This is a genomic window from Lacrimispora sp. (assembly GCF_032078915.1).
GTDB lineage: Bacteria > Bacillota > Clostridia > Lachnospirales > Lachnospiraceae > Lacrimispora.
Genome location: NZ_DAMAUN010000003.1, coordinates 39,498 through 66,470 on the forward strand (window position 1 = coordinate 39,498; position 26,973 = coordinate 66,470).

A 26,973-nucleotide genomic window follows, 5' to 3' on the forward strand; every position below is an offset into this window, starting at 1 on the left:
CCGGGAAGGTCTCATAATCTGCCTTTTTTGTATATTCATTATATCATAGAAAGGCCGGGAAGCAGAGCGCACTTTATTAGTTCAGAAGATATGGCAATAAGATCAGAAGATATGGCAAGCATATTGAGAAAGAATCCTCTATAATGAACACACAAACGAAAATACCAGGAGTTTAAAGGAGGTTTCTTATGAAAAAGAAAGTATTGGGTGTCGGGCTGGGGACTATGCTAATGGCACTGACACTGGTCGGTTGCAGTCTGGCCAGCCAGACCGCGGAACAAAGCAATAAGGCGGAGGGAGGAGCAGCCGGTTCCATTGGGGGAAATGGAAAAGAGGCTTCAGCTGATGGAAAAGTGGAGCTGGAATTTTTCAATTGTAAGGTCGAAGGAGAAGCGGTATTTAATAAAGTAATTGAAAAGTTCGAAGAGGAATACCCTAATGTGGTAATAAAGCAGACTGCACCTGCAGATGCAGAAACGGTATTATTCACCAGAGTTTCTACCGGGGATGTTCCTGATATCATGTCCGTATATCCGGCAGAGACAGCCTATCACACCATGATGGATGATGGGGTGTATACAGAATTGACCAATGAGGAGTGGCTGAACAGAGCATCGGACAGCGCACTGCAATTCTCTACCTGGAACGGTAAGATATATGCAATGCCCTTTGCTTTGAATTCGTTCGGCATTTATTGCAACAGGACCATGTTTGAAGAAGCAGGTTTGAAATTGCCCGCCACTTGGAGTGAATTGATGGCTGTATGTGAAGCCTTTCAGTCAAAAGGAATCACGCCCTTTACGTTTGTTGATAAAGATCCCGGCTATCTGGCACAGGAAGGAGAAAGAATCGTCGGTATAATTAAAAATGATGTATACACAGACACAGAGAATGTAGGGACGACCCAGGCCTCCTTTGGCGATGAAGATAAGCCTTATTTTAAGGAGCTTGCACAGGCAATGCTTAAAACCAGGGAATATGCAGGAGATACCCTGTCCTATGGCATTGAACAGTGTGTTGCTGATTTTGCAAACGGGAAGATCCCAATGTTTATTGCAATAACAGCCAAATACACGGTAATTCAGCAAAACAACCCTGATTTGAACTTCACCTTAATTCCTTATCCAAGTCCGGTAAGTGATGACTATAAGACTCCCATCAATGTGGATATTGCTTATGGCGTATCCAGCAAGACCTCTCATCAGAAAGAGGCAAAAGCATTCATTGAATTCTTATCAAGGCCGGAAATCTATCAAATGGTAGCGGATGAAGAAGGAACCCCTCCAGTGATCAAAGGCGTAAATTATAATATAGAACCTTTAAAGAGCATCAAGGAAGTCATTGACAGCGGAAATACCTTCCTGACCATGGTGAACTTCTGGCCGTCGGGATGGCGTTCTGAATGGTCTGTATATGTGCAGCAGCTTATCTCAGACAAGAATACAGACAATTTCCTTAAGGAGACGGATCGGATCTGTAAGGAAAAATATGCGTCCCAATAACGGCAGATAAAAGCGGGCAGTATCGAAAGGCCGGAGGCTTGCCAAAAATAAAATGGCTATTGTAGCGGAGTACTTACAGTAGCCATTTTTTAGAAAGGTAGAAGGATATATGAAGAAAAGGAAAAGGATGACTGAGAGAAATATTACAATGTTTGCTTTTTCTGTTCCGGCAACGGTATTGTACATTCTCTTTTTTATCTATCCGGTAGGTGCGGGAATCTATTACAGCCTGACCGACTGGAACGGATTGTCCAGTAATTATCAGTTTGTTGGAATAAAGAATTATGTCAGAGTGCTGTTAAGCAGCCGCTTTCAGAATGCAATTTGGTTTAATTTCAAATATACGGTTCTGTTAGTCGTAAGTATCGTTGGTCTCAGTCTGGCCATGGCTCTTATCTTAAACAGTAAAATCAAGGCGAAGGATTTCTTTCGGGGAGCGTACTTTTTTCCGGCGGTTGTCAGTATGCTGACGGTGGGCCTTATATTTAACGAGGTATTTTTCCAGGTCCTGCCCCGGATCGGACAGCTGCTTCACTGTGAATGGCTGAGCAGGAGTCTGCTGTCCAGTTCTAAATTGGCAATTTATGCGGTCCTGATCACCAATGTATGGCAGGGAATTGCTATCCCCACGGTTTTATTAATGGCTGGCCTTCAGAATGTTCCTCAGGAGCTTGTAGAATCAGCTTCCCTTGACGGTGCCGGAAGATGGCATGTGTTCAAATTCATTACCTTTCCTTTTTTGCTTCCCGTACTTACCGTAGTTATGGTATTGGTGATCAAGGATGGTTTGACAATCTATGATTATATTGTTGCATTAACAAACGGAGGACCCGGCGGCGCAACGGAAAGTACGGCGCTGCTGATCTATAATCATGGCTTCAAGGAGGTTAACTTCTCCCTGGGTATTGCAGAAGCTGTGGTAGTGACCGTAATTATTTGTTTCATTTCATTTTTACAGATCGCTTTCAGCAATAAGAAAAGTGTATATCAGGAGGAAGAGGGATGAGCAGGAAATTGAAAAGTACGGCATTGTATCTCTTTTTGATCATGGGTGTTATTATGATCGCATATCCGGTCTATTTAACGGTAATAACCTCCATGAAGACGCCTCAGGAATTGAGCCAAAGCTTTTTTGCATTGCCAAAACGTTTTAATTTTGATAATTTTATATCGATTGTAACGAATTCCGGATATCCAAGGACAGTCTTAAATACGTTGGCGATTACGGTGTTTGCTTCCCTTGGAACAATCGCTGTTATACCCATGGTATCCTATGCAATTGCCAGGAACATATGGGAAAAAGGATATTATAAATCCCTCTATTTCTTTTTACTGGCAGGTATTTTCGTACCGTTTACGGTAAAAATGCTTCCGTTAATTAAAGTTATGTCAGTGATGGATATGCTGAATATCCCCGGACTGATCATCGTATACATATCAAGCGCGGTATGTGAAGGTGTTTTCCTTTATGTGGCCTTCATACAAGGCATCCCCATGGAATTGGAAGAAGCGGCGTATATTGATGGAGCATCGACCTGGAAGATTTATGTCCATATTGTATTCCCCCTTCTAAGCCCCATGACGGCAACCGTATTGATCAAAAACGGACTTTGGTACTGGAATGACTTCCTCCTCCCTCTGCTGACCTTAAATAAGTCACCAGATTACTGGACCCTTACTCTGTTCCAATATAACTTCAAGATGACACATGCTATTAACTATCCAATGATTTTTGCGGCTTTCTTACTGTCCATGCTGCCGATTATGGTGTTTTATGTGTTTATGCAGAAAAAGATCATTGGCGGCTTGACCAACGGTGCGGTGAAGGGCTAGAGGCCGCCGGGTATGCAGTAGTGGATATTTAACGTTTACCATTGGACTTATGGTAGAGTACCGGGGTGGCAGACTACCATATATGTATGGCTGGCGGTGACGGTTTTGTCAGGCCTTCTCTGCTTATTATTTATAAAAATGGAAAGAAAAGGATCAATATGTGCCGTAACAGGCGATGGAAAGGAGCAGATATGAGTAACTTACAGTTGGCGATTGCAACAGATTTTGCCGGAGAGTTTACCCGGATTGAAAAAATTAACGAAATATTATATAAAATATCACAGGCAGGATTTACCCATATCCACTGGTGCTATGAATGGGATGGAGATTATATTTATTCCTCTTATGAGATGGAGCAGATTAAGGAATGGTTGGATCAATACGGGCTGAAGGCAAAAGCCCTCCATGCATCCAAGGGTTCTAAGCGGAATGTAAATCTGATTGATGGGCATTACCGTAAGGATTATACCTCTGATGTGGAGTATAACAGAAAAGCAGGAGTAGAACTGATTAAGAACCGGGTTGATTTGGCGGCGTGCATGGGAGCAGAAGAGATCGTTCTCCATTTGTATGTCCCTCATTTTACGATACAGGAGAAGCCAGAGGCAGAAGAGCATTTTTATCAACAAGTATACCGATCCTTTGATGAGCTTCAGCCTTATTGCACTCATAAGGGAGTACGCATCTGTATTGAGAATCTGTTTGATATGCCGGAGCGGTATGAGCTGGACCAGCTGGACAGACTCTTTGCCAGGTATCCATCGCAGTTTATGGGCTTTTGCCTGGATACAGGGCATGGGAACATGGTCTGGGGCAGGAAGATGACCGATATAATTCATCGGTACAAAGACCACCTGTATGCAATCCACATTCATGATAACAGCGGCTCCGCTGATTTCCATCAGATTCCAGGGGACGGTAATATTGATTGGCAGGAGGTCATGGCAGCAGTTGCCGCAACAACGTATGAGCTGCCTCTGGTTCTGGAATTAATGTGCTATGATGAAAATATGGAAGGATTCTTAAAGAAAGCATATGAAGCAGGAGATAAGCTTACCGGCATGTATTGGGAAGCGAAAGGAAATCAGCATACCGGAATATAATTAATATGCGTATATATGTTAAAACTTAAAGGGAAACGCTGTTCTATTTAGCAGCGTTTCCCTTTAAGTTTTGGACGCAACTTCTTAAATATTATGTAAAAACAGAGATTGTACTTTTGAATGGAAATGACATTTTTCTTATTCTGTGATATGATAATTTTATCTTTCAGGCGCGTAGTCTGGTTCAAGCATTAAGAGGAGGAGGAATATGAATTTATTTGGCAGTTTAGTAATTGCGTTTTCTATGTATTCCCGTATTCCAATGCCCCAGATGGAATGGACAAAGGAGCGGATGAAATATGTCATGTGTTTTTTCCCTCTTATCGGGGCAGTCATCGGTTTGCTGGAGTTTGCAGTTTTTCGTGGCTGCGATGCCCTTGGTTTCCGTCAGTTCGGGCAGATTCTCCCGGTAGTAATTCCGATCCTGGTTACAGGAGGCATTCATATGGATGGATTTTTGGATGTGATTGATGCAAAATCCTCCCATGGGGACAGGAAGAAAAAGCTTGAGATATTAAAGGATCCCCATACAGGCGCTTTTGCCATCCTCGGATGCTGCGTTTATCTGATACTCTATCTGGCCGCTTTTTTAGAAATGCGTCCGGCCATGATCCCGGCCTATTCCATAATATTCGTAGTTACAAGGGCATTAAGCGGCCTGTCCGTCGTTACATTCCCAATGGCTAAGGAGAGCGGACTGGCGGCTTCCTTTTCCGGAGCAGCACAGAAACGGACCGTGGCAATTACTATGATCTTGTATCTGGCTGCGGCAGAATGGGGAATATGGTATTTGGGAGGAACGATGCCTGCTATCATGACTTTCTTCATTTCCGTTCTTGTTTATTGGTATTATTATTCTATGGCAAAGAAGGAATTCGGAGGAATTACCGGCGATTTGGCAGGATATTTTCTTCAGATATGTGAATTGGCTCTTGTGGCGGGACTGGCTGTGGTTTCTCATCTGATGTCTTTATAAAAGCGGGAAGTGCATTGCCCAGAAAGCATGGTTAGTAATGAGAAAAGACCCAATTGGTATACCTTTATGCCCAGAAAGCATGGGCAGGAAAGAGGAGATATGATATTAATTATTGGCGGAGCATGGCAAGGGAAGCTGGCATTTGCCTTTGAGCTGGCAAAGAGTGCTGATAAAATAACGAATCCCCATGGTTCATTCGTGTATGAAAAAGAAAAAAAAGAAGAGTATGAGGTTGCGGAGGGCAGCAGTGACAGCTTTGAAGCTGCCATGAAATGCCCGGTCATCCATGGTCTTCATGAATATATAAGGCGGCTTTTAAAAGAAGGAAAAAGCGTTGATGTTTTTATTGACGCGATTGAGGAACAAAATCCCGATGTTATTATTACCTCCAATGAACTTGGCTGCGGTATCGTGCCTCTTGACCCAAAGGACAGGGAATGGAGAGAAGTTTCGGGAAGGGCCTCCGTAAGATTAGCCCGGACTTCTAAGGAAGTTTACCGCATGGTGTGCGGCATTGGAACTAGGATAAAATAGACAAAAGGTCAGGAAATAAAAGAATGATACGATTACATTTAGCAGCAGTACTGACAGGATGCTTTCTGGATCTGTGCTTTGGAGATCCCCGCTGGCTTTGGCATCCGGTCTGCGGCATAGGCTCACTCATAAGCTGGCTGGAGAAAACGCTAAGGGAAAGGTTTCCCAAGGGAGAAACGGGAGAAAGGCGAGCCGGCATATGGCTGGTGATCCTTGTGCTTTTGATCACAGGCACCGTATCCGGGGCAATTCTCTGGACTGCCTATTTTCTTTCCCCCTATGTGGGGTTTCTTATAGAAAGTATCATGTGCGGCCAGATGATGGCATGGCGTTCCCTGCGGGTAGAAAGTATGAAGGTCTATAAGGCTTTTTCCAAGGGAGATGTGGAAGGAGCAAGGCAGGCCGTATCCATGATCGTAGGCCGGGATACGAAAGAATTGTCAGAAGAAGGGATCACAAAAGCAGCGGTGGAAACCGTAGCGGAAAACACTTCGGATGGAATCATTGCTCCTCTGCTCTTCATGGCTCTTTTTGGAGGATTAGGAGTATTTTTATACAAAGCAGTAAACACCATGGATTCCATGGTAGGCTATAAAAACGAACGGTATCTCTGGTTCGGACGGGCGGCAGCAAAGCTTGATGATGCCTGTAATTTCATACCGGCCCGGTTATCCGCGGCCCTGATGATAGGGGCAGGATATGTATGCCAGGTTTTTTATGGAATCAGGAAAAAGAGGAACCCATACAGCGGCAGGAATGGCCTCGTAATATTTAAGAGGGACCGCTTCAATCACAAAAGTCCCAATTCCGCCCAGACGGAGGCGGTCTGTGCAGGAGCGCTGCAGATCCAGCTGGCGGGAAATGCCTTTTATTTTGGAAAGCTATATGAAAAGCCTACCATTGGAGATGCGGTAAGACCGGTGGAATACGAGGATATCCCCAGAGCCAATTGCCTCATGACAGTTACCTATGTGTTGGCCCTGATTCCTGTATTCCTGCTGTTCTTTATAGTTTTTTAGCACAATCAATCGTTTGACCAGGAGATAAATAATATGGAATATCAGCATGGCGGAGATATATACACCAACAACGTGACAATGGACTATTCAGCCAACATAAATCCCCTGGGGCTTCCCCTTGGGGTAAAAGAGGCTCTTTATGAAGCGGCAGACCGTTGTTCCTTCTATCCTGACAGCCAATCCATGAGGCTTCGGAAGGAACTTTCAAGGTTTCACGGTGTTTCGGCAGAGAACATTATCTGCGGAAACGGAGCGGCAGATTTAATCTTTCAGGTCGTACAGGCATTAAAACCGAAGAATGCCCTGCTGATCGCCCCCTCTTTTCTGGAATATGAACAGGCCCTTAAGGCAACTTCCTGCAGCATCGTATACTATTGCTTGAAAGAGGAAAACGGGTTTCGGCTATCTGAAAAAGAACTGATCGACTGGCTGGAAAAAAACAGGATTGATGTTCAAATGTTGTTTTTATGCAATCCTAATAATCCCACCGGATATGCCGTAGAGAAGGAAGCGATGGAAGGGATACTTAAATACTCCCGGGACCGCGGGATCTTTTGCGTGGTAGATGAATGTTTTAATGAATTTTTGCAGGAGCCTTGGAGATATTCAGTCCTTGATCTCATTGGAGATGGCGGTTATGAGAACGTATTCCTTTTAAAGGCATTTACGAAGCTGTACGCTATGGCCGGTCTGCGCCTGGGCTATGGGATATGCACAGGAAAAGAGGTCCTGGATATGATGAATCTCATACGTCAGCCCTGGAGCGTTTCCAGCCTTGCCCAGGCGGCAGGAGAGGCGGCTCTTTTGGAGACGGAATACGTAAAGAGGACAAGACAGGAGATTACCAGTGAAAGGGAGTATTTAAAATCAGTCCTTTCTTCCCTTGGTTTTCTGGTTTTTGATTCCATGGCCAATTATATTTTTTTCCGGGATTTAAGGCCAGAGGCTCTTGCGAAAGAGAAGCTTCTTTATAAACAGCTTCTGGACCGGAAAGTACTCATACGTTCCTGTTCCAATTACAGAGGACTTGATGATACCTATTACCGCATCTGTGTAAAGCAGAGGAAAGAAAATGAAGAGTTTCTTTCCATATTAAAAACCATAGTGACAGAAGGGAAATAACCGTATGGCAAAGACGATCATGATACAGGGAACCATGTCAAGTGCAGGGAAAAGTCTGATTGCGGCTGGTTTATGCCGGATCTTTAAACAGGATGGCTACCGGGTGGCCCCTTTTAAATCCCAGAACATGGCCTTAAATTCCTATATTACAGAGGAGGGGCTTGAGATGGGCAGGGCCCAGGCGGTTCAGGCAGAAGCGGCAGGAGTAAAGCCAGAGGCAGCCATGAATCCCATCCTGTTAAAGCCGACCAATGATATTGGGTCCCAGGTAATTGTAAACGGCATATCCATTGGCAATATGCCTGCCAGGGAGTATTTTGCATACAAAAAAGAGCTGGTGCCGGAGGTAGAACGGGCATTTCAAAAGCTGTCAGAGGAATACGACATCATTGTCATAGAAGGGGCCGGAAGTCCGGCGGAGATTAATCTAAAGCAGGATGACATCGTAAATATGGGAATGGCAAAAATGGCGGATGCGCCGGTGCTTTTAGTAGGAGATATTGACCGGGGAGGAGTGTTTGCACAGCTTTACGGAACCGTAATGCTTTTGGAGCCAGATGAAAGAGCCCGGATCAAAGGCCTGATCGTCAATAAATTTCGGGGAGACAAGACGATTCTGGATCCAGGGTTAGAAATGATTGAAAAACAGCTTTCCATCCCGGTCGCCGGTGTGGTTCCATATATGGATGTGGATCTGGAAGAGGAGGACAGTCTTGGAAACCATCTGGCAGGAACTGTTAGAACGGACCGGACCGCAGTGGAAATCGCCGTGATCCGAATGCCCAGAATCTCCAATTTCACGGACTTTCAGGTTTTTTCTACGATACCATGGGTAAGCCTGCGATACGTGGACCGGGTTTCGGATCTTGGAAATCCGGATCTGGTCATTCTGCCTGGCAGTAAAAATACCATCCAGGATCTGCTCTGGATGCGGGAGAGCGGCTTAGAGGCGGCAATCCTTAAGCTTCAGGCCAGAGAGGTTCCGGTATTTGGCATCTGCGGCGGCTTTCAGATGCTTGGAGAAAGCATATCCGATCCCTTCCAGGTGGAAACGGAAGGGGCTGTCCTGCCGGTACGGGGTATGGGGCTTCTGCCGGTATGCACCGTGTTTGGAACGGAAAAGACAAGAACAAGAGTGGCAGGCTCCTGCACCGGCGTAGGAGGGATATTTGAGGAACTGTCAGGTATGGAGGTGGAAGGGTATGAAATTCACATGGGAGAAACCACCAGATCCGTACCGCCTCTTGCCTATGTCATGGAGTGCCAGTCCGGTTCCCACTTGGCGAAAATGGACGGCTGCCAGAGGGGAAATGTATACGGCACCTATATCCATGGTTTCTTTGATAAGGAAGGAATTGCAATGACAATTGTAGAAGCCCTAGCAAAGAAGAAGGGCATTCCCCTGGATCTAACTGACGGTTTTAACTACCAGGAATATAAGGAAGAGCAATATGAACGGCTGGCCGCCCAGCTAAGGAACAGCCTTGACATGGAACAGATCTATGGGATAATGTTCACGAAAGCAATGAGCAGTGTGAAATAGGACAGGAGAAGATTTTCGTTGTGCTTGCACATAAGAAAATCTTGTCATGGCCTATTTCATAGGGCGAATGCCCGTGAGCTCGCAAAACCACAGGTTTTGCGAGCGGCACTGCGGACTTAAAAGGAGAAACAGATGGAGCTTAAAGAACTGGAACGGGTACTTCCCGAAGAAATAGAAAAGAGAAGTTTTGAACTGATCACCATGGAACTTGGAGAAAAGGCCCTTGATCCAGAATATGAACTGGTGATCAAACGGGTAATTCATACCACCGCTGATTTTGAATATGCGGATAATCTGGTATTTTCTCCCCACGCCGTACAGGAAGGGATCCGGGCATTAAAGGAAGGCGTGCGGATCATCACGGATACGAATATGGGGTTTGCCGGCATTAATAAGAACGCCTTAAAACGCAATGGCTGCAGCGTCAGCTGCTTTATGGCGGACGAGGATGTGGCAGAATATGCAAAGCTCCACCATACCACCCGGGCTTGTGCCAGCATGGATAAGGCAGCAGGACTTTCCGAGGATTGTATATTTGCAGTGGGAAACGCGCCCACAGCCTTAGTACGCCTTTATGAATTAATACAGGAAGGGAAAATCCATCCCCGGCTGATCATCGGCGTTCCGGTGGGCTTTGTCAATGTAGTCCAGTCAAAGGAAATGATCATGTCCCTTTCTGACATCCCCTATATTGTGGCCAGGGGAAGAAAGGGAGGAAGCAATGTGGCAGCGGCAATCGTTAATGCCCTGCTTTATCAGATACAGCAGCAGTAACCTGGTTTATTGCCCATGGTTTTGGGTTTTAAGTATACCCGACAGGATTATTAAAGGGGAAGAACAGCATGGACTTATACAGCATAATTTTAGTAGATGACGAAGAAGAAGTACGCAAAAGCATTATAAAAAAGATCGAATGGCAGGCAGCCGGATTCCGGGTGGTGGGAGATGCGGAAAACGGGGAAGATGCCATGGAAAAGATTGAGATCTTAGAACCTGATGTGGTTTTAACGGATATCCGGATGCCATACATGGATGGCCTGGCGCTTGCAGAAAAGGTACGGCAGCGGTACCCTTCCATGAAGGTGGTGATCTTTTCCGGCTATGATGATTTTGAATATGCCCAGAGGGCAATCAAATTGAATGTAACGGAGTATATCTTAAAGCCGGTCAATGTGGAAGAACTGACTTCCATATTAAAAAGGATCAAAGGGAATCTGGATCAGGAAATAGAGGAAAAAAGAAATCTAAGCCGCCTTCGGGAAAATTACCGGAAAAGCCTTCCCATCATCAGGGAGCAGTTTTTCAATGATCTGGTACACAAAAATCTTCCGGAAGAGCTGGTGGAACAAAAGCTTAGGGAGTATGGCGTGCCTGTCATGGGTGCAAGGAAATGGATGATCGTAGCCATTGATGTGGAAAAGGGGGAGGTTAAGGAAGCTCTGTCCCTTCACAATGAGGAAGAACTCATCCCCATATCCGTCATGCAGATCGTAAGGGAAAAATTAGAGGGTTATTGCCGGTTTGCTCTTTTCCAGTCCGTTTCAGAGGCGGAAATGGTGGTGATCGTTGCTCTTGACGATGACAACTCCACCACAGGACTGATCGATGTACTGGGAGACATCTGCAAGGAAACAAAGCGGATCCTGGAGGTCCCGGTCACCATGGGAATCGGCAAAAGCTTCCGGGAGCTGACCGGTTTCCGGGAAGCCTACCAGTCCTCCATTGACGCTCTGGGCTATAAAGCCATAGCCGGAAGGGGGACCACCATTTACATCAATGATATGGAACCGGTGGGAGTAGGAAAACTGGAATTTGACAGTGTAACGGAAGCAGATTTAATCTCAGCCATAAAATTCGGCCCTGGCGAAAAGATTGAAGCTGCGGTTACCAGGATCATGGAAAAGATGGAATCCGCAAAAGTCCATTACCGGCAGCAGCAGGTTTATATGTTTGGCGTATTAAACAGCGTTCTCCAGATGATGCAGCAGTATGATCTGGCCCTTGAGGATATTATGGGCGGAGAGCTAAAGGGAATGGAAATCTTTGATCGGATAAAGAAGAAAGAGGAATTTGGCCAGTGGCTTTTTAAAATTGCAGGGAAAATGAACCAGTTCATTAACCAGGAGCGCGATTTCACCACACGCCAGGTAATCCAGGAAGCAAAGCAGTATATTATGGACCACTACCAGAATCCTGATTTGTCTGTGGAAATGATTTGCCGCCACCTTCATATGAGTCCGGCCTATTTTTCCACCATGTTTAAAAAAGAAACCGGACAGGCTTACATCGCCTATTTGACAGATATTCGTCTGAATAAGGCAGTAGAACTGCTTAACAAAACCGACGATAAGACCTATGTGGTGGCAGCGAAGGTGGGATATCAGGAACAAAACTATTTCAGCTACGTATTCAAGAAAAAATTCGGAGTATCACCGACTAAATTCCGCGGAGCCAGGTAATGGAAACACCCTCCGGGTATCCCTTATGTCCAAAAGGATAGACGATAATATGGAAAGAAAGAATATAAGCATTCGTTATACTATTTTTGTATATTTTACCGTGACTGCTTTGGCAGCCAGTCTTTTGATTACTTTTTCCCTATATCAGCGCCTTTCCACCCAGGTGGGAGAAATGGTGCAGGAGGAAAACCAGAGTCTTATTCATCAGGTAGCCAGGTCTGTGGAATCCTATCTGCTTACGGTCATGAAGCTGTCGGATTCCCTGTATTATGGCGCCGTGAAAAATGCTGATCTTTCTTCGGAATCCATTAATAACGAAATCACGCTCCTGTATGATAACAACAAGGATAATGTGGACAACATCGCTCTCTTTTCCCAATCAGGAACCATGGTGGAAGCGGTTCCTGCCGCAAGGCTTAAAAGCGGCCTTGACGTGACCAGGGAAAACTGGTTTTTAAATGCTTTGGAGAAGACGGAAAACCAACATTTCTCTTATCCCCATGTCCAGTATATTTTTGACAGCAATGAAAACCAATACCGGTGGGTGATATCTTTATCAAGGGCCGTGGAGCTGACGGAAGGCACCTCTACCACCCAGGGCGTGCTTTTGGTGGATTTAAGCTATTCCAGCCTGGAACATCTTTTTGACGGGGTGACCACAGGAAAGGGAGGCTATGTGTATCTGATCAGCAATGACGGGCAGATCCTGTACCATCCCAAGATCCAGCTCATCGACTCCGGCCGGATGCAGGAGAACAATCTGGTGGCAGCCGGCTATAAAGATGGAAACCACCGGGAGGATTTTAAAGGGGAGACCCGGAACATTACGGTAAAATCCATCGGCTATACGGGTTGGAAGATCATTGGAGTGACGCCTAAAAATGTGGTTTCTTTAAATTCCATAAAGACCAGGCTTTTTATCGTGTTTCTCATAACCCTGATCCTGTTTATACTCGCCCTGATTAACTCCTATATTTCATCCCGTATCACAAATCCCATCAAGGAGCTGGAAAAATCCGTGGGAATTCTGGAAGAGGGGAATTTGCAGGCGGCAATTTCCATCGGAGGATCCTATGAGATCCAGCATCTGGGAAATTCCATTAAAAATATGGCAAAGCAGATCCGGGTCCTGATGGATGACATCGTAGCGGAGCATGAGGCCAAGAGAAAACAGGAATTTGATACCTTACAGTCACAGATCAATCCCCATTTCCTTTATAATACCCTTGACATCATCGTGTGGATGATTGAAAACGAGCAAAAGGCGGAGGCGGTCAAAGCGGTGACGGCCCTGGCCCGGTTTTTCCGGATCAGTCTAAGCAAGGGAAAGAGCATTATTACGGTCAGGGATGAATTGGAGCATGTGCGGAATTATTTGATGATCCAGCACATGCGTTTTAAGAATAAATTCTCCTACGAGATTGATGCAGCCGAGGAATGCATGGAGCTTTCCTGTTTAAAGCTGGTCTTACAGCCGCTTGTGGAAAATGCCATTTATCATGGAATGGAGTTCATGGATGGGGACGGAGAAATTATTTTAAAGGTCTGGAAAGAGGGAGATGACTTATTCTTTATGGTGAAGGACAATGGCCTTGGAATGACTGAAGACCAGGTGGCGGGCCTATTTTGCGATCAGGTCCATGTCACTTCAAAAAAAGGCTCAGGGATCGGTGTGAAAAACGTCAATGAGAGGATCAAGCTGTATTTTGGGGAAAAGTACGGCCTGACCATTGAGTCAGAGCCTGATGAAGGAACGGTGATCACCATCTGCCTTCCCGCAGTTCCTTATAGTTCTGCCTCTATGCCCGAAGAGAATGGGCGATGAAAAGGAAACACCCTTCGGGTATCCCTCTATGCCCATAAAGCATGGGCGATGAAAAGGAAAGTAGATTATGACAAAACAGGAAAAAATATTATGGACCCTGCTGGCGGGAGTGCTTGTGTTCCTGTTTCTTTTATCCTCCACGGATTTGATCATCAAGGAGAAGAAAACAGAAATATATCCGGTTTCCGTCATCATCGGTGATACTTCCGATGACTATTACGTAAATTTCAGAAAGGGTGCTGATAAGGCGGCGGAGGAGTACAACGTAGATATCAGCTTTATTACACTCTATGAGAAAGGGGATGCCAATCAGCAGATAGAACTGGTTCAGAGGGAAATAAGCGACGGCGCATCAGCTGTGGTCCTGATCCCCGTAAAGCCGGTGGAATGTGTAAAAAAGATGGATGATATGGTTTTAAACAGTCCTGCCGTTATGCTTGGAAGCTTACCTCCCAATGACCAGGTAAAAAGCGGCATATCTCCGGATTATGAGGAGGAAGGAGGATTGCTGGGGCAGGCAATTGCAGCGGAGAATTCTCCGGATATTCCTGTTTGGATTTTTACGGAAGGGCTTGAGTTTGGGTATAACAGGGAGGTATATGACGGACTGGTATCCGCTCTTTCAAAATCCGGTTTTTCCATGAAGCTTTTTGAGAAAAAGGCGGAGAGTACCTTCCGGGAGGCCATTGAGGGCATGGTTTACCCCGGAAGCGGAAAAGCAGTCATTGCTGCGATTGATGTCAGGAGCCTTGATGAGTCCGCGGATATCATTTCCGGGAGCCCGGTATACGGCAATGTCATTGAAGGACTTTACGGAATCGGCAGCACGACCAAACTTTTAAAGGAACTGGACAATGGAATTATTAAGGGACTGGTGGTAAGTGACCAGTTTGATGCGGGCTATATGAGCATCGAAAAGGCTGTGGAAGCGGTTCATGGGGGGCTTCAAAGAACACAAATTGTTTTGGATTCTTACTATATTCAGAAGGCCAATCTACGGGAAAGCAAATTTGAAAGGATTTTGTATCCAATTGATTGAGATGGGGGATGGAATATGAAGAAACGATATGGTATCCTGGCGGTGGTGGTTATCCTGCTGCTGGCACTTTGGGGAGTGTTTTATCAGAGCAGGAAGGTTGGCGGGAAGGAAGAAAAAAAGTCCATACGTATCGGGGTGACCCTATACCGTGGAGATGATTCCTTTATCAATACACTCAGGGGAAATATTGAGGAACAGGCCAAAGAATATGAAAAGGAAACAGGTATTAAGGTAGTCATGGATATTGTGGATGCCAAGGGGAATCAGAATACCCAGAACAGTCAGGTGGACCGTTTCATTTCCCTTGGCTATGATGCCATCTGCGTAAATATTGTGGACCGCTCCGTGGCCTCCAATATCATTAACAAAGCCATGGATGCCAGCCTTCCGGTGGTGTTCTTTAACCGGGAGCCGGTGGAGGAGGATATGCGGCGCTGGGAAAAGCTCTACTATGTGGGAGAAAATGCAAAAGAATCTGCAACCCTGCAGGGTAACATCCTGGTGGATGCTTATAAAAAAGATCCTTCTTCCCTTGACTTAAATGGGGATGGAAAGGTCAGCTATGTTCTTTTGGAAGGGGAAAACAGCCATCAGGACTCCTTGATCCGTACGGAATGGTCCATTCAGACCTTAAAGGATGGCGGAGTTCCGTTAGAAAAGATCACCGGAGGAATTGCCAATTGGGACAGAAGCCAGGCCTCCGCCTGGATGGAGCAGTGGCTTTTGGAGTATCCGGATGAGGTGGAAGTGGTGATATGCAACAATGATGACATGGCTTTGGGAGCTGCTGACGCTCTGGAGCGGAAAGGGAACATGAGGCCGGTTAAAATTGTAGGGATAGACGGCACGCCTCAGGGGCTTGAAGGACTGCGCACGGGAAAACTGTTTGGAACAGTTCAATGCGACAGCCAGGAATATGCAAATGTTATTTTCAAAATCGCTGCTGCGGAATCTCTTGGTAAAAATGTACAGGAAATTGTAAAATTGGACCGGGATAAGTATTATGAATGCAGACAGAAGGCACTGACCGCCCAGTAATGGGCGGTCAGTTGTGCATAGTGAGTAAAAATATCGAATTTTTTTGATAGAAAAAGGAAGAATCTAAAAAAATCGATACACATCCAAAAAATATCATATGGAAAAATGCACAAAAGAAAGCTATAATGTGCATGTCGGTAAGGTAAAAACACCAATCGATAACAATATAATGATAAGGGAGGATTTATCATGAGATTACTCAAAAAAGCATTAGCAGTAGGCCTTGCCTCAGCAATGGTATTTTCCATGGCAGGCTGCGGAGCAGGTTCCAAGGGAACAACAGCGGCGCCAGAGGCTACTACGGCAGCAGAGACCAAGAAGGAGGAGGCAAGCGCAGAGACTACCGCAGAAGCAGTTAAAGATGCTGTTGGCGGAGATGTAGCGGATAAGAAAGTCGGTATCTCAATTTACAAATTTGATGATAACTTTATGACACTTTACCGTACAGAGCTTCAGCGCTATCTGACAGAAGACTTAGGCTTTAAGAAGGAAAATGTTGTGATCCAGGATGGTAAGGGTGATCAGGCGGAACAGACCAACCAGATCCAGAACTTCATTACCCAGAAATACGATGTATTGATTTTAAACCTTGTGCAGGCTTCTTCTGCTCCGGAAATCACAGATATGTGTAAGGAAGCAGGAATCCCGGTTGTTTACATTAACCGTGAGCCAGATACTCAGGAAGAGCAGAGATGGAGTGACGACAAGATTAACGCTACTTATGTAGGTTGTGACGCCAGACAGTCCGGTACCTATCAGGGAGAAGAAATTTTTGAAACTTCCAACAAGGGCGATATTAACGGTGACGGTGTTGTTTCTTATATCATGATCCAGGGTGACCCGGAGAACGTAGATGCTCAGTACAGAACAGAATTCTCTGTTAAGGCTCTTACAGATTCCGGCATGCAGGTAAAAGAACTGTTAAAGCAGCGTGGTGACTGGGATCAGGCAAAAGCTCAGCAGATCGCTCAGGATGCTTTAACACAGTTTGGTGATCAGATTGAAGTAATCTTCTGCAACAACGATGCTATGGCACTTGGTGCTCTTCAGGCAATCGAGGCAGCAGGACGTACAGTAGACAAAGATATCTATTTAGTAGGTGTTGATGCTCTGACAGAGGCTGTTCAGAACGTTATCGATGGCAAGCAGACAGGTACTGTATTCAATGACCACTTCTCACAGGCTCGTACAGCAGGCGATATGGCTGTTAAGTTTATCAAGGGTGAATCCGTTGATAATGTAAACATGGTAGACTATATCAAGGTTACCAAAGATAATGCTCAGGAAATTCTTGATAAATTAAAATAATTTCCAGCAGCCGGTAAAAGTAACGGGTGTGTCGGTAAGGCACACCCGATTTTTAAAGGTATCTGGAGTTACAGGTATACCTTAACACCCGGATATGAGGGGTGGCCCTGCCCAAAGATCGTGGGCAATAAATAGGATAGGAAAGGAGAAACGGGATGGCAGAGGAATACAGACTGGAAATGATAGGGGTCAGCAAATCCTTCCCTGGTGTTAAAGCGCTTGATAAAATCAACTTAAAAGTACGTCCCGGTACCGTTCATGCCTTAATGGGTGAGAATGGAGCAGGTAAGTCGACCCTTATGAAATGCCTTTTCGGCATTTATAATATGGATGAAGGAAAGGTTCTTATTGACGGGAAGGATGTGAGCATCGCAAATCCCGATGATGCCCTTCACAAAGGGCTTGCCATGGTGCATCAGGAGCTGCAGCCGGTTCCGGCGCGTTCCATTGCGGAAAATATGTACCTTGGAAGGTACCCCTTAATAAAAATAGGTCCGTTAAAAATGATTGACCATAAGACCATGAACTTAGAAGCGGAAAAGTGGTTAAAAGATGTAAAAATGAGTTTTAATCCCAGGGCTAAACTTGGGACACTATCAATCGGACAAATGCAGTCAGTGGAAATTGCAAAGGCAGTGAGCCAGAATGCAAAGCTGGTAATTTTGGATGAACCGACCTCATCACTGACTGATAATGAAGTGGAAGCGCTGTTTCGAATTATCAGGGATTTAAAATCCCGCGGTGTTTCTATGATATATATCAGCCATAAGATGGCAGAGATCCGGCAGATTGCCGATGACATTACAATCATGCGTGATGGAACGTACGTAGGCTCCTGGGAGGTAAAGGACATTTCGGATGATGAAATCGTAAAGCAGATGGTCGGCCGGGAATTAAGCAACGTCTATCCGCCCAAGGAAGATTACCGGACAGATGAGACTGTTTTAAAAGTAAGCCATGTAAGCAGCATTCATGCACGCTCCTTCCGGGATTGTTCCTTTGAATTAAAGAAAGGAGAAATTCTGGGATTTGGAGGACTGGTAGGTGCTCAGAGAACAGAATTGATGGAAGCGATTTTTGGAATGCGCCATATTGCAAGCGGGGAGATCGAGATCCTTGGTAAAAAGGTGACGATCAAGCGCCCCCAGGATGCCATTAATGATTCTGTGGGAATGATCACAGAGGACAGACGTGGAACCGGCATTATTGGCTGCTTAAGCATTGCGGATAATACGGCCATTGCTTCTTACCGGAATTACACCAAAGCCGGAACCATTAACAGCAAAAAGGTGGGGCAGGTTGTAAAAGAGAGCATCGCAAAGTTGAGCATCAAGACGCCCAATGACAAGACCCTGATACAATCTCTGTCAGGAGGGAACCAGCAGAAGGTGATCATTGCCAGATGGCTGGCGAATAACCCGGATATTCTGATCATGGATGAACCTACCAGAGGGATTGACGTCGGTGCAAAATATGAGATTTATCAGATCATGATAGATCTGGTAAAGCAGGGAAAATCGATTATCATGATTTCTTCCGAAATGCCGGAACTGATCGGCATGTCAAACCGGATTATCGTTATGTGCAATGGCCATATTACCGGAGAACTGGAAGATGATGAGGCAACTCAGGAGAAAATAATGGCATTTGCCACAAAATTCGATTTAAATGATAAAGTTACAGAAAATTTCACACAGGAGGTTAAATCATGACATCGAAGAAGGTTAATTCTAAAGATTTACCTATGCAGACAAATAAAGTTAATATAAAGGATTTTCTAATTAATAATGGTATCATCGTCGTTCTCATCATGCTGGCGATCTTTACTGCAATTAAGCAGCCGTCCTTTGGTCCCCCTGAAAACTTAAAAAACATCGCTTTAAACGTAGCCCCCCGCTTTATCATTGCATGCGGAGTGTCCGGGTGTCTGATTACCAGAGGTACGGACCTTTCCGCCGGACGTATGGTAGGGCTCTCTGCCTGCCTTGCAGGTACTTTGCTTCAGAAACCAGGATATAGCGGTAAGTTTTTCCCCAATCTTCCTGATTTCGGAATCTGGTGGGTACTCGTTGTGCTGTTAATCTGTATCGCTGTTTGTGCGATTTTCGGTCTGATCAATGGTATGGTTGTTTCATTTCTTCAGGTTCCGGCTTTTATCGGAACTTTGGGTATGCAGCTGATTGTTTACGGTGTCTGCCTTGTTTATACCAATGCGACTCCAATCGGCGGTTACCGCCCTGCGTATACAGAGGTAGCAAAGGGCAGGCTTTTTGGATTCTTTCCTTATCTGTTCTTAATTGCCCTTGCAGTCGGGCTTGTGATCTGGTTTGTCTATAACAAAACACCTCACGGCAAATATATGTACGCCATTGGCGGAAATGAGCAGGCGGCAGAAGTTTCCGGCGTTAATACAAAGAAAACGAAAATCATCATTTATGTAACAGCAGCAGCCCTTTATGCATTGGGTGGTTTCCTTGTAGGTGCAAAGTCCGGAGGTTCCTCTGTTAATATGGGAATGGGCTGGGAGCTGGAAGCCATTGCGGCATGTACCATCGGAGGTGTATCCGTCAACGGCGGTATTGGTAAGGTATCCGGTGTTCTGATCGGAGTACTTGTATTTGAAATCTTGAAGACCTGCCTGCAATATCTGGGTGTTGACACCAACTATCAGTATATTGCACAGGGAGTTGTAATCGTAGTTGCAATTGCTCTGGACATCAGAAAGTATATTGCAAAGAAGTAATATAATGTTCCTATGAATGGCGAGCCGCAAGAGTCTGGAAAAGAGGTATCCTTTGGACTCCTGCGGCTCGCTTTATCCATAAAATATTATGGAAGCTGGCTTAGCCTGCTGTTCTGATATTCTCCTGAAAACGTTACGTCTTCTCCAAACCAGGAGGGAGGGATGAAGCTTTCGGCTTCTTCTCTTTCCGGAAATTCCACTTCAGCTAATATTAACCCTTTAAAGCGTCCATCAAAGACATCTAACTCTATGGTCAGATGATCGGAGCCTTCCAGGGGGATCAGATACCGTTTTTTCGTAAGAATATGGCCATCCGCTTTTTTGATTAAGTGTTCATAGGACTCTGGTGTCAAGGGCAGATTGTATTCCTCCCGTTCTAAAAGTCCCTTTGATTTATAGGTAAGGTAAAAGGAGTCATCCTCCCTGCGTATCCGGACAACAGGTTCTGTCGAGAGATATCCCTGTTCTATGAAGTGACAAGGGTAGGTGGTGTAATCAGCCGGTGGGTGGGTTATGAGATATTTACGTTCTATTTCCATGGGAAAGTCCTCCTGTTACAATGTTTTGTACTGCCATATGCGGCCAGTATATCATGGGCACTGAGTTTGTTAATGCCTGGCCAGGTTTTTCTGTTATACCATGAAAGCAATGAGCCAGGCGCCGCAAAGCGGTATATGGCGAATGCAGCATGATAACAGACGCTTGCGTCATTATACCACATGGGAACAAAAAGTAGAAGGTGGTGGCAAAAAAAGAAAAAACGTGGTAATATGAGGAAAACAGTGGAATTCAGGAGATTTAGGACATGAAACGTTTAAGAAAACGGATTTTTGTGGTTTTTCTGATTGTTTGGGCTGCTTTTCTGCTTTATGGATGCGCTCCGCAGGAGCAGGAGAAGAATACCGAAGAAAGTTCAGCATCAGAAGCAGGCACGGAAGGGGTCCGTGAAGAGACAGGCCCTAGGATTGGGATAAGCATATACCGCTATGACGATACATTCATGAAGCTGTATCGTTCGGAACTAAAGCAATATCTGGAGGAAACCTACCATGCGGAGGTGATCATGCGCAATGCCGGAGGAGACCAGGAGGAGCAGAACCGGCAGATCGGTCAGTTTATTTCGGACGGGTGTGACGGGATCATTGTAAATCCAGTGGAGGTGACGGCTGCGCCCGGTCTTTCAGATGCCTGCAGCCAGGCAGGGATCCCCTTGGTTTTTATTAACAGGGAGCCAAACGAGGAGGAACAGAAGCGGTGGCAGGACAACCACATGGCCGTGTCCTGCGTTGGAACGGATTCCAGGCAGGCAGGGACCTATCAGGGTGAAATTATACGGGAAATGCCTGATAAAGGGGATATAAACGGCGATGGGGTGGTGTCTTATGCCATGCTCATGGGAGAGGACGGCAATGAGGACAGCCGTTACCGGACGGAATATTCCATAAAAGCCCTGGAAGAAGGAGGAATGAAGACGGATAAACTGTTTTCCGGCAATGGAGACTGGAACAAGGATAACGGGAAAAAGCTTGCGCAGGAGGTGTTAACCACCTATGGAAATAGGATAGAGGTGATCTTCTGCAACAATGATTCCATGGCAAACGGTGCTTTGGAAGCTGTGGAAGAGGCGGGCCGTGTTCCTGGAAAGGATATTTACCTGGTAGGGGTTGACGCCCTTCAGGATACGGTAAAATATATAAAAGAGGGAAAGATAACCGGGACTGTTTTAAACGATCATGAGGGACAATCCCAAACAGCTGCCGATACTTTGATAAAGATGATTGACGGGGAAGATGTGGACACAAGGTATCAGGTGGATTATATCAAGGTCACTGCAATCAGTACCTTTCATACGCTAAAAGGAGAGGATTAAGATGGGAAAAGTATTTGCGTTTTTCGCTGATGGATCAGAGGAAGTGGAGTTATTGGCAGTTGTGGATATTTTAAAGAGGGGTGGCCAGGAGGTGACCCTTGTTTCCGTTACGGGGAAAAGAGATGTGGTAAGTGCCCATCAGATAAAAATCCAGGCGGACTATGAATTTTCCGAAGTAAACTGTAAAGATGCCGATGTTCTGTTTCTTCCCGGCGGAATGCCGGGAACCAGGAATTTAGGTGCCCACGAGGGGCTGTTGAATTCTTTAAAGGAAGCTCATAAAGAGAACCGGAGAATCGCTGCGATCTGCGCAGCTCCAAGCATATTAGGAAGGCTTGGTATCCTGGAAGGGAAAAGCGCAACCTGTTTTCCTGGCTTTGAACCGGAGCTTAAAGGTGCCTTGTATACAAAACAGGGAGTTGTTACAGATGGGAATATAACGACCGCCAGGGGGTTAGGGTATGCGCTGGATATGGGAATTGAACTTCTGGGTCTTCTGACGGATAAAGATCATGCCCGCCAGGTAAAGGAGGCCATCCAATACGACCATAGTTCCATGTGATGGGGTAGGTGAGTGTATGAAAAAAGGATGGGTATTGCCGGTTCTGGCTGCTGTTTTCATCGGGCTGCTTACCGGATGTGAAAAGAAAGATCCATACGGATTATCGGAAAAAGATCCGGTCACCATTACCATCTGGCATTATTACAATGGCGTCCAGAAGGAAGAATTTGACCGTCTGGTGCAGGAGTTTAATGAAAACAAAGGAAGAGAAAAAGGGATCATCGTCAAGGCGTTTAACAAGGGAAGCATTGACGAATTGAGCATTCTGATTAATGAAAGCATTGAAAAGAAAATTGGTTCGGATCCTCTGCCTGACGTTTTTTCTGCTTATGTAGATAAGGTATACGAAGTGGATCAGATGGGATTGGCAGCAGATTTAAGCGGCTATCTAACTGCGGATGAAATTGCGGAATATGTGGATGCCTATATGGAAGAAGGCAAATTTGACAGCACAGGGGCGATTAAGGTATTTCCTATCGCCAAGTCTACCGAGATCCTTACTGTGAACAAGACGGACTGGGATAAGTTTGCAGAGGCAACAGGAGAGACAGAGGAGGCTCTTTCCACCTGGGAAGGGATCACCCGTGTGGCAGAGTCCTATTATAAATGGACGGACAGCTTAACGGAGGAACCGGATGATGGAAAGGCTTTTTTTGGAAGGGATGCGTTTGCTAATTATATGATCATCGGCAGCCTTCAGCTGGGCCATGAAATTTTTAAAGAAGAGGATGGGAAAACCGTTCTGGATTTTGATAAGCAGACCATGCGGAAGCTATGGGACAATTATTACGTCCCCTATGTAAATGGATATTTTGGTTCCTACGGGAAATTTAGAAGTGATGATGTAAAGACAGGCCAGCTGGCAGCCTTTGTTGGGGCAACCAGCGGAATCTCTTACTTTCCAACCTCAGTGACCCTTGAGGATGGGACCAATTATGCCATAGAAAGCAAGCTTTACCCTCTTCCTAATTTCCAGGGTACCGTTCCCTGTGCAGTACAGCAGGGGGCCGGCATGATGGTGTTTAAATCTGAGGAAAAAAGAGAGTATGCAGCAACACTATTCCTAAAATGGTTTACATGCGTGGAACAGAATATGAAGTTTGCCATTGGTTCCGGTTATCTTCCGGTAAAGAAGGCTGCCGGTAATGAGGAGCTTCTAAGACCCTTCCTGGAGGAAGCCGGCGAGAGCAGCGGGGTATCACAGAACCTTCTGATCGGCCTTGACACGGCGAATCAATACCGGCTTTACACTTCAAAACCATTTAAAGGCGGTGACCGTGCCAGAGGCGTGCTGAATTCTGCAATGGTTTTAAAGGCAAAGGAAGATTACGAAGAAATATGCACCCTTATGGGACAGGGAGTGAAACGGGAAAGTGCAGTTGTTAATTTTGTGACAGAAGAAAATTTCGATAACTGGTACAGGGACACAATGGAGCAGTTGGAAGCGATCGTTGGAGAGTAATTTATGAAGAACAAGAGAAGTGAATCCATTCGCACCCAGCTTCTGGGACCATTGCTGGTTCTTCTGGTTCTTCAGGCTGCGGTCATTGCAGGGCTGGTACTGTTTGGCGGGGTTTCCATCAAATTAAAGAATAATGAAATCCGTATATTAAGTGAAAATACAGAAAGCACAAAGCTGGGCCTGGAGAAGGATACCTTTCACCATTGGGTTGTTATGTTTAATAATTCTGAATTCATAACTGCCGGAATCCAGGAGGTGCTGGATCGTGAGGGACGCAGGTCAAGGGATATCCTTACGGATTATGAACTGAATCGGAAAATCGTTGATAAGGTTATGGAAAAGTCCATAGAGATGCTCCACTTAAGCCATGCGACGGGAGTTTTTATGGTCTTAAACGGTCCGGCGGCCAAGAACAGTCCGGTTGAAATGAAAGCAGGCTTTTATATGCGCAATTCCAATTCAGGAGGATATTTAAAGGATAATTCCTCCCTTCTCATGGAAAGAGGGCTGCCATCCATAGCTGAAAAATATGACATTCCTCTGGATTCCTTCTGGGAAATTGGCTTTCAGGAAGATGAGGAGAATAAAGCCGCCGCCTCTTTTTATAAAAAGCCGTATCTTATGGCGGTTCAGAATCTGGCAGCCAAGGATGATGCCATGAAATTTGCCTACTTAAGCACTCCATTCCGCTTAAGCCCCAGGGATATGCAGGTAATAACCTATTCCATCCCAATCATTCTTAATGATGGAACCGTTGTTGGTGCATGCGGGCTGGAAATCACCTTAAACCAGCTTGAGCAGATTCTGGGAGAAGACCAGACAAGCGGCAATTTTGAAGAATGCTGGCTTTTAGGTATTCGGAAGAAAGGAACAAAAACCATTGTCCCTGTCGCCTATTCCGGATATCTGTATAATCAGTATTTTAACGAGAGCCAAAGGATTGATTATGAGGATAATGAGGAAGAAAACATCAGTGAACTGACGTCTTCTGAGGGGACCCAATGGTATGCCAGCATAAGAAGCTTAGATGTCTATGGAAACAACGGACCCTTTGAGGAAGAAGAGTGGGTATTAGCCGGTATCGCGCGCCAGAAGGATCTGCTGTCTTTTTATAATGCAATCCGGCGCATGCTTCTTGGCTCCATGGCCGTACCGCTTATATTCAGCCTGTTAGGGGCGTTTGTTATAGGCAGGATCGTGACGGAACCTATCCGCAGACTGATCATGGAATTAAGAGGAAAGTCAGGAAGCAGGGGACTATCCCTTAAAAGAGTACATATCAGGGAAATCGATGAACTGACAGAGACCATTGAACAACTAAATCAGGATGTGGAAAGGGCGTCGTCAAAGATTTCAAGTATCCTGGAACATGCCAATGTACTGATCGGCGTATTTGAATACGAGGAGGAGGCTGAACGTGTATTCTGCAGCCGCTCTTTGTTTCAGATGCTGGACTGGGGCAGCATAGAAGAGCCATACTGTTACATAACATCAGAAGAATTCAAGAAATACATGGAGAATAGCTTTACCGGAATCAAGATAAAAGGGGACCGTGTTTTGCAGTGCCTGGAGGGCCCGGAAGGGAAGCGCTGGGTGGAATTTATTCTGGACGGATCAAAGATTGGGACAATTCTTGGGGTGTGTTCGGATGTGACTGCGGATGTAGAGGAAAAGGAAAAGCTGGAGCGGGAGAGAAATTTTGACCTGCTGACGGAGATATACAACCGGAGAGCGTTCCGGGAACAGGTCGCGGCTGCTATGAAGAAGCAGAAAGGGAAGGTTTCCGCACTGATCATGTGGGATCTGGATAATTTAAAATATATTAACGATACATACGGGCATGACGAAGGCGACCGGTACATTGTCCTTTTTGCCAACTGTTTAAAGATATTCTCGGAAAAAGGAGGAATTGTAGCCAGATATTCCGGAGATGAATTTGTTACCTATATGGAAGCAGATGAAAAGGAAGAAATCAGAGAAAAAATCCGGGAATTTATGATACATATTCAAAAATTCTCACTGAATATGGGCGGGGGATACCAGTTTCCTATCCGTGTGTCAGGAGGGCTTTCCTGGTACCCGGATGATGCGGCGGACTTTGAGGCCCTGTTTAGTTATGCGGATTTTGCCATGTATATGGTAAAGCACAGCGTAAAAGGAGTGGTGAAGGAGTTTGATTTAAACGAATACACCCATAATTCCTATATGCTTGCAGGCAGCGAAGAGCTTAACCGGATGCTTGATAAAAAAGAGGTTTGTTTTGCATTTCAGCCAATTGCAACAAGGGAAGGAAGGATTTACGGATATGAATTGCTGATGCGTCCGAAATTTGCAAATATGAAGGGAATCAGTGAAGTGTTAAATCTGGCAAGAGCCCAGGCAAAGCTTTCCCAGATAGAGGCTCTCACCTGGTTTGCAGGACTTAAAGCGGTTATGGCGGAGGCTATGGCAGGGCAGCTGGGAACTGACGAGAAGCTGTTCATCAATTCCATTGCCAGCGTATGTTTAACGGAAGAAGAGCAGACGGAGCTGGAAGAAACTTACGGAGAGCTGCTTCACCGGATTGTCATTGAAATGACAGAAGGCGAACCGGTAAGCCACGATTTCATGCATCGCAAGGTCGACATGGCCAGGCGGTGGAAGGGGCAGGTCGCTGTTGATGATTTCGGGACAGGATATAACAGCGAATCCATTCTCCTGCGTATGAGGCCGGATATCATTAAGGTGGATATCAACCTGGTAAAGCGGGTCCACGAAGACCAGAACCGCCAGATCATTTTAAGGAATCTTTTGGATTTTGCAAAGCAAAACAACATAACAGTTCTTGCAGAGGGGGTAGAAACTCCGGAAGAGCTGGAATTTCTTATGAAATGCGGGGTTTCTCTGTTCCAGGGATATTATATTTCAAGACCACAGATGGAGATCAGGCCCCTAGACCCCTACATCGTGAAGCGCATGCAGGAGTTTTCAGGAAAAACCTGATTTAATCGTAAATAATACTGGAATTTACGGGACGAGTATGCTATAATGTTAAA

General features: G+C 45.5%; 22 protein-coding genes. 21 read left to right on the plus strand and 1 reads right to left on the minus strand.

The genetic code is table 11. The annotated features are described in order from the left end of the window. Window positions 1-188: 188 nt before the first annotated feature. From RT269_RS02200 to RT269_RS02280, 17 genes are all read left to right on the plus strand, one after another. Window positions 189-1,502, plus strand: a complete 1,314-nt coding sequence (locus RT269_RS02200; RefSeq protein ID WP_313180365.1) for an ABC transporter substrate-binding protein — start codon at window positions 189-191, stop codon at window positions 1,500-1,502. A 109-nt stretch (window positions 1,503-1,611) separates the two neighbouring features. Then, window positions 1,612-2,508: a carbohydrate ABC transporter permease gene (locus tag RT269_RS02205; RefSeq protein ID WP_313180366.1), complete on the plus strand. Its 897-nt coding sequence runs from the start codon at window positions 1,612-1,614 to the stop codon at window positions 2,506-2,508. Beyond that, a complete protein-coding gene (locus tag RT269_RS02210; protein WP_313180367.1) occupies window positions 2,505-3,335 on the plus strand; it encodes a carbohydrate ABC transporter permease in 831 nt (276 codons plus the stop codon). The genes RT269_RS02205 and RT269_RS02210 overlap by 4 nt, the downstream gene beginning before the upstream one ends. A gap of 191 nt (window positions 3,336-3,526) precedes the next feature. After that, window positions 3,527-4,438, plus strand: coding sequence for a sugar phosphate isomerase/epimerase family protein (locus RT269_RS02215; protein ID WP_313180368.1), 912 nt, complete (start codon window positions 3,527-3,529; stop codon window positions 4,436-4,438). Between the two features lie 208 nt (window positions 4,439-4,646). Then, window positions 4,647-5,414: an adenosylcobinamide-GDP ribazoletransferase gene (locus RT269_RS02220; RefSeq protein ID WP_313180369.1), complete on the plus strand. Its 768-nt coding sequence runs from the start codon at window positions 4,647-4,649 to the stop codon at window positions 5,412-5,414. Window positions 5,415-5,513: 99 nt separating this feature from the next. Beyond that, window positions 5,514-5,948, plus strand: a complete 435-nt coding sequence (locus RT269_RS02225; protein ID WP_313180370.1) for a bifunctional adenosylcobinamide kinase/adenosylcobinamide-phosphate guanylyltransferase — start codon at window positions 5,514-5,516, stop codon at window positions 5,946-5,948. A 23-nt stretch (window positions 5,949-5,971) separates the two neighbouring features. Beyond that, window positions 5,972-6,967: an adenosylcobinamide-phosphate synthase CbiB gene (gene cbiB, locus RT269_RS02230; RefSeq protein WP_313180371.1), complete on the plus strand. Its 996-nt coding sequence runs from the start codon at window positions 5,972-5,974 to the stop codon at window positions 6,965-6,967. Between the two features lie 33 nt (window positions 6,968-7,000). Beyond that, on the plus strand, window positions 7,001-8,089 hold the full coding sequence (locus RT269_RS02235) for a pyridoxal phosphate-dependent aminotransferase (RefSeq protein WP_313180372.1): 1,089 nt from the start codon (window positions 7,001-7,003) through the stop codon (window positions 8,087-8,089). 4 nt (window positions 8,090-8,093) lie between these two features. Then, on the plus strand, window positions 8,094-9,632 hold the full coding sequence (locus RT269_RS02240) for a cobyric acid synthase (protein WP_313180373.1): 1,539 nt from the start codon (window positions 8,094-8,096) through the stop codon (window positions 9,630-9,632). A 132-nt stretch (window positions 9,633-9,764) separates the two neighbouring features. Continuing rightward, a complete protein-coding gene (locus tag RT269_RS02245) occupies window positions 9,765-10,406 on the plus strand; it encodes a precorrin-8X methylmutase (RefSeq protein ID WP_313180374.1) in 642 nt (213 codons plus the stop codon). Window positions 10,407-10,474: 68 nt separating this feature from the next. Beyond that, on the plus strand, window positions 10,475-12,091 hold the full coding sequence (locus tag RT269_RS02250) for a response regulator transcription factor (protein ID WP_313180375.1): 1,617 nt from the start codon (window positions 10,475-10,477) through the stop codon (window positions 12,089-12,091). Between the two features lie 49 nt (window positions 12,092-12,140). Beyond that, window positions 12,141-13,916 carry a sensor histidine kinase gene (locus RT269_RS02255; protein WP_313180376.1) on the plus strand — a complete coding sequence of 592 codons (1,776 nt, stop codon included), beginning with the start codon at window positions 12,141-12,143 and terminating at the stop codon, window positions 13,914-13,916. 67 nt (window positions 13,917-13,983) lie between these two features. Next, entirely contained in the window at window positions 13,984-14,955 is a 972-nt protein-coding gene (locus tag RT269_RS02260) for a substrate-binding domain-containing protein (protein WP_313180377.1), read from the plus strand. 15 nt (window positions 14,956-14,970) lie between these two features. Then, window positions 14,971-15,993 carry a galactose ABC transporter substrate-binding protein gene (locus RT269_RS02265; RefSeq protein WP_313180378.1) on the plus strand — a complete coding sequence of 341 codons (1,023 nt, stop codon included), beginning with the start codon at window positions 14,971-14,973 and terminating at the stop codon, window positions 15,991-15,993. 189 nt (window positions 15,994-16,182) lie between these two features. Continuing rightward, window positions 16,183-17,301, plus strand: coding sequence for a galactose ABC transporter substrate-binding protein (locus RT269_RS02270; RefSeq protein ID WP_313180379.1), 1,119 nt, complete (start codon window positions 16,183-16,185; stop codon window positions 17,299-17,301). 155 nt (window positions 17,302-17,456) lie between these two features. Then, window positions 17,457-19,013 carry a sugar ABC transporter ATP-binding protein gene (locus tag RT269_RS02275; RefSeq protein WP_313180380.1) on the plus strand — a complete coding sequence of 519 codons (1,557 nt, stop codon included), beginning with the start codon at window positions 17,457-17,459 and terminating at the stop codon, window positions 19,011-19,013. Then, window positions 19,010-20,044 carry an ABC transporter permease subunit gene (locus RT269_RS02280; RefSeq protein WP_331663931.1) on the plus strand — a complete coding sequence of 345 codons (1,035 nt, stop codon included), beginning with the start codon at window positions 19,010-19,012 and terminating at the stop codon, window positions 20,042-20,044. The genes RT269_RS02275 and RT269_RS02280 overlap by 4 nt, the downstream gene beginning before the upstream one ends. Before the next feature lie 86 nt (window positions 20,045-20,130). Here the strand turns inward: RT269_RS02280 and RT269_RS02285 are convergent, their stop codons facing one another. Then, window positions 20,131-20,583, minus strand: a complete 453-nt coding sequence (locus RT269_RS02285) for a CYTH domain-containing protein (protein WP_313180381.1) — start codon at window positions 20,581-20,583, stop codon at window positions 20,131-20,133. Window positions 20,584-20,849: 266 nt separating this feature from the next. Here RT269_RS02285 and RT269_RS02290 point away from each other — a divergent pair, with 266 nt between their 5' ends. The 4 genes from RT269_RS02290 to RT269_RS02305 are packed head-to-tail and all read left to right on the plus strand — an operon-like array spanning window position 20,850 to window position 26,920. Further along, entirely contained in the window at window positions 20,850-21,914 is a 1,065-nt protein-coding gene (locus RT269_RS02290; RefSeq protein ID WP_313180382.1) for a galactose ABC transporter substrate-binding protein, read from the plus strand. A 1-nt stretch (window position 21,915) separates the two neighbouring features. Further along, entirely contained in the window at window positions 21,916-22,476 is a 561-nt protein-coding gene (locus tag RT269_RS02295; RefSeq protein WP_313180383.1) for a DJ-1 family glyoxalase III, read from the plus strand. Window positions 22,477-22,492: 16 nt separating this feature from the next. Further along, window positions 22,493-23,938, plus strand: a complete 1,446-nt coding sequence (locus RT269_RS02300) for an extracellular solute-binding protein (RefSeq protein ID WP_313180384.1) — start codon at window positions 22,493-22,495, stop codon at window positions 23,936-23,938. A 3-nt stretch (window positions 23,939-23,941) separates the two neighbouring features. Beyond that, entirely contained in the window at window positions 23,942-26,920 is a 2,979-nt protein-coding gene (locus RT269_RS02305) for a bifunctional diguanylate cyclase/phosphodiesterase (RefSeq protein WP_313180385.1), read from the plus strand. The last annotated feature ends 53 nt before the right edge of the window (window positions 26,921-26,973 follow it).